A 14019-nucleotide genomic window follows, 5' to 3' on the forward strand; every position below is an offset into this window, starting at 1 on the left:
CGCCTCTTCACCACCACCCAGCCCCAGACAGTGTGATGGGGCAGGGCCTCCGGCCCCGCCCCACCAACACCAACGAACCCCAATCCGAAAACGCAACAGCCTCTCAGCCGAGGAAACTCGACCTTCACCCCGCCGTGGTGGGTCCAGTCGGTCGTGAGTGGCGTTTCGGGTCAATACCCGAAACGCCACTCACGACCCACCGGACCACCTAGCGGTGTCACCCGAAAGGGTTATGTCTCGACCGGCCGGTGATCGCACGCCGGGGTCGGCGCGCGGCCCCTCCGGACGCCTCTCACCCGCACCGACACCGCAGGCCAGAGAGGTGCGCCGCACGCTGTAGCCACCCCGGCGGACCGCGCCCGCCGCACGCCGGACACCGGTCCGGACGTGCTGAAACCCGGGTCGCTAACCGGCCGGACGCGGCTTACAGTCCCTTCATGCCCGGTACACGCTGGAGCCGCTTGCTGCCTACAGCGCTGCTGGTCACGCTCGCCTTGACGGCGATTTCCGTCTGGTCGACCTCGGACGACATCGAGGCCACGCTGGCGGCGCGCGCGAAAAACGCGCTCGCCGACGTCGGCGTCTCCGGCGGCCAGGTGAGCTTCTCCGGCCGCGACGCGAACCTCACCGGCTTCCCGCCGGACAAGGCCGCGCAGGCGATGGACGCCATCCAGCGGATCGACGGGGTCCGCACGGTCGAGATCTCCGGTGACACCGCCCCGCCTCCCGGGCCGGTGACGACCAGCGGCGAGCCGTCGAGCCCGCCGCCCGCCCCGCCGAGCCCGCCACCCAGCTCTACAGCTCCGGCAAAGCCGACCGACAAGGCCGGTTTCCAGGCCGAGATCGACCGCCTGCTGGCCGCCACGCCGATCGCCTTCGAGCCGGACACCACCGAGCTCACCCCGGACGGCGAACGCGGCGCACTGGAGGTCGCGAAGCTGCTCACGGACGCGCCGCGCGAACTGCGCTTCCGGATCACCGGAACGGTCGCGACCGGTTCGGACAAGAAGCTTTCGCTGAGCCGGGCGCTGGCGGTGGAACGGCTGCTGGAGCGCAACGGGGTCAAACGCGACCAGGCGTACTCCACCCAACGCAAGAACTCCGACGGCGCGAGCGGCGAGGGCCGCCGCGTCGACATCACGGCAGAACAGAGGTGATGGCTGAATGTTCTGGCTCTTCGGGCAGATCTGGGTCTGGCTGCTCATCTCCTTCGCCCTCGGCTGCGGTGTCACCTGGCTGTTGACGCGCGGCGAACGGCGTGAGCGCACGGCACCCGAACCGGCGGCCCGCGAACCGGAGCGTGCCACCGCGGCCCACTTCGAGCCCGAGCCCGAGCCCGTGCCCGAGCTGCTCTCCTCCGAACAGACGCAGTTCATCCCGCCCGCCCGGCTCCAGGACGAGGACGACCCGTACGACCAGGAGGCGGAAGGCCACCGCGAGGGTCAGCTGACCCCGGAGCCGGTGCGCGCCTACCACCCGGAGGAACCGGAGCCGGCGGGCCGGAACGGCGGCCACGGCCACGAACCGGAACCGGTCTGGCCGAGTGACGAGGACTGGCCGCCCGCCGGACGCGGGTCCGAATACCGGCCGGGGCAGGGCAGCTGACACTCGCCTGGTAAATTCGGCTACGCACTGTGAGCGTGACGCCGGGTACGTTTCTTCGATCGGGAGCTCCGGCACACGAAGGAGGCTCCGATTTGGCGCTCCCCTATTGGACGCCGCACAACCTGCTGCCCCCGGGCCGCCATCCCGCTGATCTGGCCGATGTCTACGAGCGGCTGGTCTTCGACGCGCCGCACCAGAACGACCGGGAGATCCTGTTCAGCGCGCTGAACAGCTACCTGGGGGTCGCCCGGCGGATCATGCCGACCGGCCGCGCGTGGATCGGCGGCGCGCTGACCGCCAGGACCCCGCACGCGCCGCTCGGGCTCGACGTGGTGCTGATCCCGGACGAATGGGGTGCGCTCAAACGGCTCGACGACACGGGCCGCTCGGCGCTGTACGGACTGTTGACGCTGCGCGGGGTCATCGTCGGCCAGCCCGCCATGTACCTGGACCAGGTCCAGCCCGTCGGCGGCATGCTCGACGGCTTCCTCTGCCGCCCCGGCGACGAGGAGATCTGGGAAGAAGTGTGGGCATCGGGTGGCAGGGGAATTCCGGAAGTGATCTGGTGAGGAACGAATTCCGGCGTATCGCCGACGAGATCCCCGGTGGCACCTGGCTCGACGACCTCGCCCGCGCGTCGGCGATGGCCGCGTACGCGAAGTTCGAGCGGACGTCGCGTTCGCCGCTGCTTCGCGTGTCCGTGATCGGTGAGTCGCACCTCGACGCGTACACCTTCTCGGACATCAGCCGCGCGCTGCAGGACGCGACGGCGAAGATCGGGCACATCATCCGCAACCCGTCGGGCGAGGTGACCTTCGTCCAGCCCGCAGACCGGGAGAAGGCGCCGCTGATCCAGCGCGGCCAGGCGGGCAACGCGATCTTCTTCGGCTTCCCCGAACCGGCGCTCGACGACGCGCTGATCCACGACGGGCTCGAGTCGCTGTCCGAACGCGCGGTCAAGGAACTGTGCGACTTCCTGCCGGCCAACGGCTCCGACGACGGCGCGCTGGACGCGGTGCTGCTGCAGCGCGACACCGTCCGCAACGCGGTCAGCGACATCGTCAACGCTGTCAGCAAGCACGCCGGGATCGGCATGGCCATGACCCCGACGGCAGGCGACGAGTTGACCCGCAGCATGACCACCGAGCAGGCGCGGATCCTGTCCGGGAGCCTGCGCGAGTCGCGGGAGGCCGTCGGCTACGAGACGGTCAGCGGCAGGCTGGACGGCGTCCGCACCCGGCGCCGGATCTTCTATCTCGAACGCGAATCGGGCGGCACGATCCAGGGCGCTGTCGCGCCGGATCTGCTCGACGAGATCAAGGAGAACCTGGACCGGCCGGTGACCGCGCGGCTGCGGGTCGTGCGGACGACGACCATCGACGGCCGCCGCGGCCGCCCGGTGCACGAACTGCTCGAGATCACCCCCGAAGTCAGTCTGTTCGATCAGTGATCGGGTTTCCGATATTTCGGCGATGCCACAATTCTCGTCAGAAAATATCGGTGACCGCTTGATCATTGTGGAATGATGACTTTTTCCGGCAGGTAACAATTTCGGCCATTGCCCCGAACGATGGGTTAACGTCTTCGGACGGAAGCCTCCGAAAGGGCACGCATGCCGACCGATCCACCTCTCCCGCACCCACCGGCCACCCGCTACGGCCCGGGGTTCGCCGCGCACGGAACCCGCCACCGGAAGCCCAAGAACGGCCTGGTCATCGCCGGTTTCCTGGTTGGACTGGCGGCACTCGGGGTCGCCTTCGTCCCGGTCGCCGGACTCGCCGCCTGGCCGCTCGCCGTGATCGGGGCGGTTCTTTCCGTAATCGGTTTGACCAAAATCAAGAAGGGTGAAGCGGACAAGAAGGGAATGGGGATCGCGGGTCTCGCGCTTTCCATCGCCGGTTTGCTGGCCGCGAGCGGGTTACTGGTCTACACCAACTTCTTTGCTACTGGTCAGTCGGGACTGCACATCCCGGCTGTCGCCGGGGACAGGAACACGGTGGAGTTCGTCGTCAGCGCTTCCGGCGGCGCGACCGTCCGGTTCGGTTCGCTCAACGACCAGCGGAGCGAGACGACCCCGGCGAGCACCGACGACTGGCGCGGCACGGCGTCCTTCAACTCGGGCGACTACCTGCTCACCGTCACCGCGGACACCCGGAACTCGACGGTCAGCAACCAGATCGCCTGCACGATCCTGGTCAACGGCCAGAAGGTGGCGGAGAACAAGGGGCAGACCATCGCCCTGTGCACCGCGAGCACGGGCTGATCCCCGCGCGTTCCGTCCTCTGAATGCGGTAGTCGTGTGGGCAAGAACCGCATTCAGAGGACGAAACGCGATGGTGACCGCCTGGCGGCCGGCCGGTATCGCCCCCACCTCCACCGGCCGGACCGCCACGAGCCGCTCCTGGCGGCTCTTCAGACGGATCCCGAAGGGTCCGCCCGAGCGCCGATCACTACCGCATGCCCCTCCCCTAGGGCTCGATCGACACTGAACCGGACCCTACGCGCGTGAGAGGCGAGGCCACTAAGAATCCGCTAAGGATCACTCAGGGGCCTTCGCCGAGGTCGGTGAGTTCCGCGCGGACCATCCCGGCGAGCTTCGGATTGGCGTCCGCCAGGATCTTCAGCGCGAGCGAGAACTGCTCGCGGGCACCGTCCACATCCGACCCGGCCCGCAGCACCCGGCCCAGGGTCAGCCGCAGCACGCCCTCCTGGAGGACGAACCGGCGGCTGATCGTCAGGTCCACGGCCTCCCAGACATAGCGCTCGGCGGCGGCCAGTTCGCCGATCCGCATGCTCAGTTCGGCCAGGTTGTTCAGCGAGACGACGACGTAGCTTTCGTCGCCGAGCGTCCGGTCGATCTCCAGCGAGGCGACCTGATGCCCGATCGCCTCGATGAACCGCCCGGCCCGCTTTTCGGCCTCCGCGCAGTTGTTGAGCGCCTGCCCGCGCAGTTCGAGATCGCCGGTCCGGTCGGTCTCGTCGACCGCCTGCCGCAACGTCCTGATCGCCTCGTCATACCGTCCCAGCACCGTCAGCGCGGAGCCGAGGTGGATGTTCGCCGAGACCATCAGCCGGTTGTCGCCGATCGCGCTCGCGAGTTCCAGCGCGCTTTCGGCGTCGGCGAGACAGCCCTGCGGCAGTTCGAAGGTGAGCGCGATGGCGCAGCGGGAGATCAGCATCCAGCACCGGCCGAGGACGTCGCCCGACTGCTCGGCCGCCTCCAGCCCGATCTCGACCAGCCGCGTCCACTCGTCCAGCAGCGGGTACACCGCGCGATAGGTGTGCGCGACGCGCGCCAGCTGCCAAACGTCGTCGTGCCGTTCGGCCGTCCGGGCGGCTTCGAGAACTTCGACCAGGTTCTCCCATTCCGCGGTGAACCAGTCCTGGGCTTCGGTGAAGGAGTTCAGCGGCGGCACTTGCGCGTCGGTCAGCACGCCGGTGAAGTCGAGGGGGTCGACGATCCGCAGCATCTTCCGCCGGGCCCGGTCGGCGACGGCCTGATAGAACCGCACCGATCGTGTCAGGACGTCTTCCCGGTCGGTCTCGTCGAGTTCGTTCTCCGCCAGTTCGCGGAGGAACAGGCGGACGAGGTCGTGCGGGACGAAGGAGTCGCGGCCGGTTTCGGCGAGCAGGTTGTGCGCGGCGAGCACCCGCAGATGCCTCCGCGCCTCGGCGACGGTGATCCCGCCGATCGCGGCCGTCAGATGGGAACCGGCCGAAACGCACTGCACCACACCGAGCCGCAGGAACGTGTTCGCGACCTCGGGCGGCAGGCCGCGGAACGAGACGTCGAACGCCGCCCGGACCCCGTCGTCAGGACCCTCGACGTCGAGCGCGGCCAGCCTGGTGCGTTCGTTGCCGAGCTCGTCGACCAGATCCTGCGCGGACCACTGCGCGCTGGCGGCGAGCCGGGCGCCCGCGATCCGCAGCGCCAGCGGGAGATAGCCGCAGAGCCGGGCGAGCGCGTGGTTGAGGTCGAATCCGGCGGGCCCGGCGAGTTCTTCGATCAGCCGGACGGCGTCGCCGGGTGCGAGTGTGCCGAGGACGCGCAGTTTGGCGGCGTTGGACACGGCGAGCCCGTCGAGCCGGGAGCGGCTGGTCACCAGCGTCATCGACCGCGAACCCGGCGGCAGCAACGGCCGGACCTGCTCGGCGGAGCGGGCGTTGTCGAGGATCACCAGCATGCGGCGCCCGGCGATCATCGAGCGGTAGAGGGCGACGCGTTCGTGAACCTGTTCGGGGACACCCTCGGCGGGGACACCGAGCCCGAGCAGGAACTGGGTGAGCAGGTCGGCGGGCTCCAACGGCGGGTGATGCGGATCGAAACCCCGCAGCGAGGCGAAAAGGATGCCGTCGGGGAAGCGGCGGGCGGCACGATGCGCCCACCACACCACCAGGCTGCTCTTGCCGATCCCGGCGGTCCCGGTGACCACGCCGACCGCGGTCTCGCCCGCTTCGGCCCGCTGGGCAAGGCCGTCGAGCCAGGCCAGATCGGCCTCGCGCCCGGCGAGGTTCGGCACGGCGGGCGGCAACTGCTGGACGGGATGCGCTTCGGACTTCGGTTCCGCGAAGACCTTGACCGGCAGATCGTCGTTCAAGACGCGTTCGTGCAGCCAGCGCAGATCCGCGCCGGGCTCGACGCCTAGCGTCCGCAAGGTCGCCCTCGACACCGTCCGGTAGAGCTCGAGCGCGTCGCCGCGGCGCCCGGCGTGATAGAGCGCGCGCATCAGCTGACCGGCCGTGCGCTCGGCGAGCGGGTTCGCCCGGACCATCGGGCTGAGTTCGACGATCAGTTCCGCGTGCCTGCCGAGTTCGAGGTCCGCGTCGACCCTGGCGCCGTGGACGGCGAGCCTCAGATCCTCCAGCTCGGGGGCGCGGACCGAACCCGGGACGCCTGCCAGCGCGGGACCCTGCCAAAGCGCGAAAGCCTCGGCGAGCAGCTCGGACGCCTTGTCCGGGTCTTCGGCGGAAGCCTGCTCCAGCAGTGACCGGGCGCGATGGACGTCGATCCGGGCGGGTTCGACGGTGAGCTGGTAGCCGGGCGGGGCGGTGAGGATCCGGGCGCCGCGCGGATGGTCGCCCTGGATGTCCCGGAGCACCCGCCGCAGATGGGACACGTTGCCGTGGACGATCGTGCGGGCGGTGGCCGGCGGGTCGTGGCCCCAAAGCGCGTCGATGATCTCGTCGAGCGCGACGACCTTGTTGACCTTCAAGGCCAGCAGCGCGAGCAGACCGCGGACGCCGGGACCGCCGACGGGGACCGGGCGTTCGCCGTCGAGGAGCCGCACGGGACCGAGGAGCTGGAAGTGGGCAGGGGAACCGCTTTCGCCCATGACGAACCCCCTCCCCCGATCTCTCCCCTTACCGGAGTAGCCAACCTACCGCGCGAAGACGCCGCCAACCAGAAAACGCGAGGGAAGAGAGACATAGCGGGGCAGAAACGACCAGTGCAGGCCGGACGCGGTCTGGGGCGGGGCAGACGCAGTCGCGACTCTGGTGGGGCGCGGTGGTCGTGAGTGGCAAGTGTCGTTCTAACCCCACTTGCCACTCACGACCACCTGGACCGACGCGTCACCGCCGCCCTGGCTGTCTTGAAGTCCGTGAAGGGGGCCTTCACACGCATCCGCTGTGACTGCTGGTGCGCGTGGGGCGAAAGTGGCGATCCACAAGTCCGTGAAGGCCTCCTTCCCTACCTTCAGGGTAGGCAAGGAGGCCTTCACGGACCCAGGCAAGGGTGAAGGTCGGCCGTGGCAGTAAAAGGGCAATAAAAAGGCTCCGTGCCATCAGTCCCGATCTGATGGCACGGAGCCTGGGGGATGTCCGATTTGGGCCGCCTGGGGGCGCGACCCACACCGGACATCGGCGTCCACGTCCGTCCGGGGGCTCACCCCGAGCGAAGAACCCGTGCGGTCGTCGACAACAAGCAACGCGTGCGAGCCCACTGGCCCGCCCACGTGGCGACAACGTAACAGGGCGCACACCGACGGCTACAGGCGCCCCGTCATGGCCTTCGCCACCTGCGGTTCGTCAGCGCGCCAGCGGGCTCGAGTCACGGCCGGCGATGAACGTCGGGCGCCGTTCGATGGCCGCGAACGGCTCCCGCAGCGCGTTCTCGACGCTGTTGAACACGATGAAGATGTTCGACCGCGGGTACGGCGTGATGTTGTTCGACGAACCGTGCATCACGTTCGAATCGAACCAGAGCGCCGAACCGGCTTGTCCGGTGAATTGATCGATTCCGCATTCGGCGGCGAGTTTGGTGATGTCATCCTCATGCGGAACACCGACCCGCTGCTCTTTCAGTGAGCTCTTGTAATTGCCCTCCGGGGTTTCCCCGGCGCATTGGACGAAGGTCCGCTGCGACCCCGGCATCACCATCAGCCCGCCGTTGAACGGGTAGTTGTCGGTGAGCGCGATGGAGCAGCTGACCGCGCGCGGCGCCGGCATGCCGTCTTCGGCGTGCCAGGTCTCGAAGTCCGAGTGCCAGTAGAACCCGGTACCCTTGAAGCCGGGCATGTAGTTCACCCGGCTCTGGTGGATGTAGACCTCGGAGCCGAGGATCTGCCGGGCCCGGTCGAGCACGCGCGGGTCGCGGACGAGTTCCGCGATCAGCTCGCTGGTCTCGTGGACGTCGAAGATGGAGCGGACCTCACCGGTCCGGGACTCGGTGATGACGCGCTCGTCGTCGCGATGGTCCTGCGAGGACATGCGGACGAGTTCCTGCCAGTAAGCCTGGATCTCACCTGGCGACAACAACTGGTCGACGACGGTGTAACCACGGGTGTCGTGGTTGGCGAGCGTGGCCGCGTCAAGGGGACCGTCGGCCTCGTTGCCCCAGACGGTGGGGTGCGTCCGGGGCAGGTGTTCGGGTTTACCCGTGATGCGTGTCGGGTAACTGTCGTCGACTCGGGTGTCGGTCAGCGTCAATGCAGTCGCCTCCTCGAGCGAAACTCAGGGTTCGGTTACGAGCGGGTACACGCCGTTTTCGTCGTGGACCTCGCGGCCGGTGATGGGCGGGTTGAACACGCAGACGCACTTGATCTCGGTCTTGGGCCGGACCTGGTGCTTGTCGTGGTCGTTGAGCAGGTACAACGTGCCCGGCTTCAGCTGGAAGACCTCGCCGGTCGCGGTGTTTTCGAGCTCTCCTTCACCGGAGGTGATGAAGACCGCTTCGATGTGGTTCGCGTACCAGAAGTCATTGACCGTCCCGGCGTACAGCGTGGTCTCGTGCACCGAGAAACCGACACCCTCCTTGGCCAGCACGATGCGCTTGCTGCGCCAGTTCGGGGTCTTGATGTCGGCGTCGGTGTCGGTGACCTCGTCGAGTGTTCTGACAAGCAACGGAAAACTCCTTCTCGTTCTCGGTAGTGGCGGTCGGTTCGGGTCAGGTGAGGACGGCGGCGACGGCCTCGTCGATGATCGACAGGCCCTTCGTGAGCTCGTCCTCGGTCAGGGTGAGCGGCGGGAGCACCTTCATGACCTCGCCGTCGGGGCCGGAGGTCTCCATCAGCAGCCCGCGCTCGAACGCGGCGGCGCAGACCTTGCCCGCGAGGTCGCCATTGGGGAACTCGATGCCGCGCGCCAGGCCGCGGCCCTTCGCGAACAGGTTCGCGTCCGGGTACGCCTCGACGATGCCCTGGAAGGCGGCGGCGATGCGCTCGCCCTTGGCCTTGGTCGACTTCTCCAGTTCGTCGTCGCTCCAATAGACGCGCAGCGCCTCGGTCGCGGTGACGAACGCCGGGCTGATGCCGCGGAAGGTGCCGTTGTGCTCGCCGGGCTCCCAGACGTCGAGTTCCGGGCGGATCAGCGTCAGCGCCATCGGGATGCCGTAGCCGCCGATGGACTTCGAGAGGCAGACGATGTCGGGCTTGATGCCCGCGTCCTCGAAGCTGAAGAACGGGCCGGTGCGGCCGCAGCCCATCTGGACGTCGTCGAGGATCAGCAGGATGCCGTGCTTCTTGCACAGGTCGTCCAGCGCCTTGAGCCACTCGATGCGCGCGGCGTTGATGCCGCCCTCGCCCTGGACACCTTCGACGATCACGGCAGCGGGCTCGTTCAGGCCGCTGCCGGAGTCTTCGAGCAGCTTCTCGAAGTAGAGGAAGTCCGGGATGGAGCCGTCGAAGTAGTTGTCGTACGGCATCGGGGTGGCGTGCACCAGCGGGACACCGGCGCCGCCGCGCTTCATCGAGTTGCCGGTCACCGAAAGGGCGCCCAGCGTCATCCCGTGGAAGGCGTTGGTGAAGTTGATGACGGACTCCTTGCCCGTCACCTTGCGCGCGAGCTTCAGCGCGGCCTCGACCGCGTTCGCGCCACCGGGGCCGGGGAAGACGACCTTGTAGTCGAGATCGCGCGGCTGGAGGATCTTCTCCTTGAACGTCTCGAGGAAGTCCCGCTTGGCCACGGTGTACATGTCGAGCGCGTGGGTGACGCCGTCACGGGCGATGTAGTCGATCAGGGCCCGCTTGAGCGCCGGGTTGTTGTGCCCGTAGTTGAGCGCGCCGGCGCCGGCGAAGAAGTCGAGATAGGCCTTGCCGTCTTCGTCGTACAGGTAGCTTCCCTGAGCCCTGTCGAACACCACGGGCCAGCCACGACTGTAACTGCGTACTTCGGATTCGAGTTCCTCGAAAATATTCATTGCTTTTTCTTTCTCCCTGGGATCCCCGGATTTACGTTCTATTGACTGCTGAGCGGACCGATTCGGTACAGGTCCTCCTGCTCATGCGTTCCTTCCTCGGCCGGGAAATCCGCCGCGGAGAACAGATCCTGGCGTTCCAAGGTGGCGTCCCACCGCTTGGCGAACGAGGCGAACAACCGGATCGAAGCCTCGTTGTCCGGGGTGATCGTCGTTTCGAGGTACCGCACCCCCTGGGCGGTGAGCTGACTGAACAGCTCGTCGAGCAGTGCCCCGGCCAGGCCTTTTCCGCGCTGGGACGCGTCGACCGCGACCTGCCAGACGAAGCCGGTGTCCTGCTTCCGGTACCCGAGCACGAAGCCGACAGGCAGGCCGTCGACTCGTCCGACGACCGAGGTGTCGGCGAAATCGTGGCACCACAGCAAATAGGCGTAAGGCGTGTTGAGATCGAGCTTCTTCGAATCGCGGGCGATTCTCCAGAGCGCGGCACCGTCTGCCTTGGTCGGATTTTCGATCAAGTGCTTTCCGGACATGTCCAAGAAACGTACCGGAGGATTCGGGCGCGGTCAGATCAGCGCGGCGGCGGCAACGCGGCTACCTGCAACAACCTCGAAACACACGTGACAAAGGTAACGGTAACGTTTGAAACGCAGCACTTGTGGGTAAGGCCGCTTCGATGCGGTCTCACCGAATGTGACGATACCAACCGTCACCACCTCGTCGCACGGTCAGGACGCGATTCGGGGCCCTGATCCGCAAGTAGAGGACTACTTGCGGCGGGCACGCCGCCGGAAGACGGAACCGACCGGCGTCCAGATGGCGGGCAGCACGAGCAGCAGGCACACGACCAGCCACCAGACCGGCGCCTCGCCACGCCGCCAGCCCGCGACGACGTCGCCGAGCCAGCCGAACAGCGGTTCCCGGACCGGTGGCAGGAACGCGGCGAACAGCAGGCCCGCCCCCACCAGCACGACGAGCACCGTCAGCACCATCCGCCACGTCTTGCGCAACGTCATCAGGCTGACCGCCAGGAACACGATGGCGCCCGCGGCCACCGGCACGCCGACCCACTGCAGGACGGGGCCGCCCTGTCCGCCGATGACGAAGCCGGCCAGCACGGTGATGAGCGCGACGAGCACGTTCCACGGGGACGGCAGGGTGGCCGCGCCGCGCGTGATCCACCAGGCGCTGCGCCCGGCGGCCCGTGCGAAGGTCGCGGCGGGCTGGACCGACTTCGGCACCCTCGTCGCCCCCGCGGCCGCGTTGAGCCCGGCGGCACCGGCTTTGACCAGCGTCTTCGTCAACAGCATCGTCCCGCGTTCGTGTTCGAACCGCTCGCCGGAGACCTGGCACGCCTGGAACGCGCGCTGGGTCTGTTCGTCGGTTTCGGGCTCGTTCGCGATCAGCTGCCGGAACCGTTCCGACGGTTTCCCGTTGCCCTTGGCCGTTTTCGCGTCGTGTCCGCAGTGGAGGCCGACGCAGGGCAGCTCCTCGCGCGCGATCTCCAGCTGCCGGACCCGCGCGAGCACCATCGCCGTCACCGGCATGCTGATCGGGAGGGCGGCTTCGCCTTCCTTGTCGGCGAGTTCGCCGTCGAGACCGAGGAAAGCCAGTTCCCCGGCCAGTTGCGCGCACAGGGCGTCCGCTTCCGCTTGGGACAGCCCGTCTTCCGTCCCGGGCTGCCGCCAGCCGATCTTCTCGAACGTCTCCCGCACCTGCTTCCGGAACGCTTCCCTGCCGACGACGTCGCGCAGCAGCCGCAGGCGTTTCGGGTCGAGCAGGCACTGGAACAGCCAGCCCGCGCCGTCGACCCGGCCCCACATCCAGTCGTTCGCACGCCAGGATGCCTTGTAGAACGCGCCGAAGTAGTCGGCCTGCATACCGGTGAGCTTGGCCCACGAACGCCGTCGCTTCATGTCCAGCAACGTCCGTGAATCGGCGCTCACCTGAACGAGATCGACGCGCTGGTCGACCGACGGCGGCTGTGCGAGCAGCCCCCGGGTCGCGATGTGCAGGCGCACCAGGCGCGAGGTGACGACCGCGTCGCCGGCGCTCTGGTCGTCGGACGTGAGCCCGGTCCACGCCAGCAGCGTGCTGACCGTGTCGGCGGCCTCGGTTTCGGGTTTCCCTTGTGCCAATGGCAAAAGGATCGGTGTCGCCTGCCGGAGCGCGGCGACCACGAGCGGCCACGCCTCCTTCAGCGTGTCCGACCGGCCGAGTCCGGCCCATTTCTTGGCGAGCCCCTCGATCCAGGCCGCCAGCGTGTCTTCGGACTTCGGCGGTTCCTGTTCGGTGACCCAGCCCGCGATCCGGTAGCCGCGCGCGGCCTTGTGCCTTGCCTCGTGCAGCAGCACACGGCAACGGTTGAGCTGCGTCGCCTGTTCCGGCGACGGATCGAGCCGGAAGCCCGCGTTCACCAGCTGGAGGCCGGTGGCGACCGAATCGTCGAGCGCCGTGGTGCGGAAGGCGATCAGGTCGTCGAGTTCGCAAGTGTCCTTCGGTGGCTTGGCAGGCAGGCCGTCGCGCAGTCCCGCCGCCGCGGCCGCGCGCAGCTGTGCCGCCGTGCCGGACGCCCACTGGCGGCCCTGATCCTCCACATCGGACAGTGAAAGCCTGCGGGTCGCCTCGCGGACCAGCGCGGTGGCGTCCTCCTGGACCCGCCGATCGCGGTAGTCGTTCATCAGCCGTTGGTCGACCAGCATGTCCGGGCCGCCGCGAACCCCCATCGCGGCAAGGGAAACGCGGGTCCCCCTGGTCCGGACGACGGCGTCGTTGTGCCGGGTCAGGTCTTCGAGTTCGGCGCTGATCGTCTGGCTCAGGACGGTGCCGACGACCTTGCTCATCGCGCTGCCCAGCAGCGGCGGCCGGTCCGGATCGACCACGACCCGCTCGGCTTCGCGCTCCGCGGTCGGCACCACGTACAGCAGCAGACGCCGGACCTCCGAATGCGACTGCCGTTCGAAAATCTCCCGCAGCGCCGGGCGCAACGGTTTGTTCAGCAGCACACCGCCGTCGGTGAGCCAATGCGATCGCGAGACGTCGGTATAGCGGGTCATGTCCGGATGCAACGGGCCGGTCTTCTCGCCGATCGGCATCCGGGAAAGTTCGAACGCACCGGGGAACGACGCGGTGGAGCGGGCCGCGAGCGCGAGCGGTCCCACCACGTCATCCGTCCATAAAGGACCATCGAACCGGAACAGCAGGCGATGTTCGGTGTCCCGCACCAGGTTTCCGAGCGCGTCGTCGAATCTGGTCGTCTCGCCGTCGATCATCGTGCCGGTGAGCAGCACGGTGATGTCGGGGCAGTCGGGTTTCACCGTCGCCTTGTCGGTGATCCGGTGCAGCGCGTCCTTCAGGTCCGCCAGCAGGACCTTGTCGCCGTCGAGCAGCGAGCGCGGTTCCTTTTCGCCGGGGTCGCGGATCAGGTTGTCGAGCGATCCCGTGCTGATCCACGTGTCGCGCAGCACCTGCGGGCTCGACCGGAACGCCTCCGCCAGCCCCAGGCACGCCGCGTTGATGCCGCCCGCGCTCGTGCCGGTGAGCACGTCGAGCGAAACGGTGGCGTTGAGCAGATCGAGCAGGGCGCGGTACGGCCCCTCGGCTTCCGGCGTCCTCGACGCCTGGAGCAGATGCGAGGTCTCGGTGGCGACCCCGCCCATCCAGACCGCGAGGCTCGCCCCGCCCACCATGGTCATCGCCAGCCGGATCTCCTGCGGCCACGGACTCCCCGCGTCGGCCATGTGCGCCCTCCCCAAGGCTCAGTGCACGAGCACTGTAGACCG

The 14019-nt window shown here is 68.2% G+C and carries 11 protein-coding genes; 5 read left to right on the forward strand and 6 right to left on the reverse strand.

What is annotated here, in order from left to right; genetic code table 11:
• Positions 1-437 precede the first annotated feature (437 nt).
• The 5 genes from ACFOSH_RS28935 to ACFOSH_RS28955 all read left to right on the forward strand — a co-directional run bounded on the left by ACFOSH_RS28935 (position 438) and on the right by ACFOSH_RS28955 (position 3868).
• Positions 438-1157, forward strand: a complete 720-nt coding sequence (locus ACFOSH_RS28935) for an OmpA family protein (protein ID WP_378242242.1) — start codon at positions 438-440, stop codon at positions 1155-1157.
• Positions 1158-1164: 7 nt separating this feature from the next.
• Entirely contained in the window at positions 1165-1605 is a 441-nt protein-coding gene (locus ACFOSH_RS28940) for a hypothetical protein (protein ID WP_378242243.1), read from the forward strand.
• A gap of 92 nt (positions 1606-1697) precedes the next feature.
• The gene (locus ACFOSH_RS28945) at positions 1698-2174 is read left to right on the forward strand and encodes a DUF6932 family protein (protein ID WP_378242244.1); all 477 of its coding nucleotides are present in this window, start codon (positions 1698-1700) and stop codon (positions 2172-2174) included.
• Positions 2171-3055, forward strand: a complete 885-nt coding sequence (locus ACFOSH_RS28950; protein WP_020631924.1) for a hypothetical protein — start codon at positions 2171-2173, stop codon at positions 3053-3055. The genes ACFOSH_RS28945 and ACFOSH_RS28950 overlap by 4 nt, the downstream gene beginning before the upstream one ends.
• A gap of 162 nt (positions 3056-3217) precedes the next feature.
• Positions 3218-3868: a DUF4190 domain-containing protein gene (locus tag ACFOSH_RS28955; RefSeq protein WP_378242245.1), complete on the forward strand. Its 651-nt coding sequence runs from the start codon at positions 3218-3220 to the stop codon at positions 3866-3868.
• A gap of 280 nt (positions 3869-4148) precedes the next feature.
• Here the strand turns inward: ACFOSH_RS28955 and ACFOSH_RS28960 are convergent, their stop codons facing one another.
• The 6 genes from ACFOSH_RS28960 to ACFOSH_RS28985 all read right to left on the reverse strand — a co-directional run bounded on the left by ACFOSH_RS28960 (position 4149) and on the right by ACFOSH_RS28985 (position 13977).
• Positions 4149-6938: an AfsR/SARP family transcriptional regulator gene (locus ACFOSH_RS28960; RefSeq protein ID WP_378242246.1), complete on the reverse strand. Its 2790-nt coding sequence runs from the start codon at positions 6936-6938 to the stop codon at positions 4149-4151.
• A 694-nt stretch (positions 6939-7632) separates the two neighbouring features.
• Complete coding sequence (gene thpD / locus ACFOSH_RS28965; protein ID WP_378242247.1) at positions 7633-8532, reverse strand: ectoine hydroxylase; 900 nt, start codon at positions 8530-8532, stop codon at positions 7633-7635.
• 24 nt (positions 8533-8556) lie between these two features.
• Positions 8557-8946 carry an ectoine synthase gene (locus ACFOSH_RS28970; RefSeq protein ID WP_007033454.1) on the reverse strand — a complete coding sequence of 130 codons (390 nt, stop codon included), beginning with the start codon at positions 8944-8946 and terminating at the stop codon, positions 8557-8559.
• Positions 8947-8989: 43 nt separating this feature from the next.
• On the reverse strand, positions 8990-10240 hold the full coding sequence (gene ectB / locus ACFOSH_RS28975; protein WP_378242248.1) for a diaminobutyrate--2-oxoglutarate transaminase: 1251 nt from the start codon (positions 10238-10240) through the stop codon (positions 8990-8992).
• A 38-nt stretch (positions 10241-10278) separates the two neighbouring features.
• Positions 10279-10770, reverse strand: a complete 492-nt coding sequence (ectA, locus tag ACFOSH_RS28980) for a diaminobutyrate acetyltransferase (RefSeq protein ID WP_378242249.1) — start codon at positions 10768-10770, stop codon at positions 10279-10281.
• A gap of 234 nt (positions 10771-11004) precedes the next feature.
• Complete coding sequence (locus ACFOSH_RS28985; protein ID WP_378242250.1) at positions 11005-13977, reverse strand: patatin-like protein; 2973 nt, start codon at positions 13975-13977, stop codon at positions 11005-11007.
• Positions 13978-14019 lie beyond the last annotated feature (42 nt).

The sequence above is a fragment of the Amycolatopsis speibonae genome (assembly GCF_042647925.1).
Taxonomy (GTDB): domain Bacteria; phylum Actinomycetota; class Actinomycetes; order Mycobacteriales; family Pseudonocardiaceae; genus Amycolatopsis; species Amycolatopsis speibonae.

Excerpts from the sequence above, each read along its gene's own strand:
- ACFOSH_RS28985 (WP_378242250.1), bottom strand. The coding sequence starts at position 13,977 with ATGGCCGACGCGGGGAGTCCGTGGCCGCAGGAGATCCGGCTGGCGATG.
- ACFOSH_RS28955 (WP_378242245.1), top strand. The coding sequence starts at position 3,218 with ATGCCGACCGATCCACCTCTCCCGCACCCACCGGCCACCCGCTACGGC.
- ectB (WP_378242248.1), bottom strand. The coding sequence starts at position 10,240 with ATGAATATTTTCGAGGAACTCGAATCCGAAGTACGCAGTTACAGTCGT.
- ACFOSH_RS28935 (WP_378242242.1), top strand. The coding sequence starts at position 438 with ATGCCCGGTACACGCTGGAGCCGCTTGCTGCCTACAGCGCTGCTGGTC.
- ACFOSH_RS28940 (WP_378242243.1), top strand. The coding sequence starts at position 1,165 with ATGTTCTGGCTCTTCGGGCAGATCTGGGTCTGGCTGCTCATCTCCTTC.
- ACFOSH_RS28960 (WP_378242246.1), bottom strand. The coding sequence starts at position 6,938 with ATGGGCGAAAGCGGTTCCCCTGCCCACTTCCAGCTCCTCGGTCCCGTG.
- ectA (WP_378242249.1), bottom strand. The coding sequence starts at position 10,770 with ATGTCCGGAAAGCACTTGATCGAAAATCCGACCAAGGCAGACGGTGCC.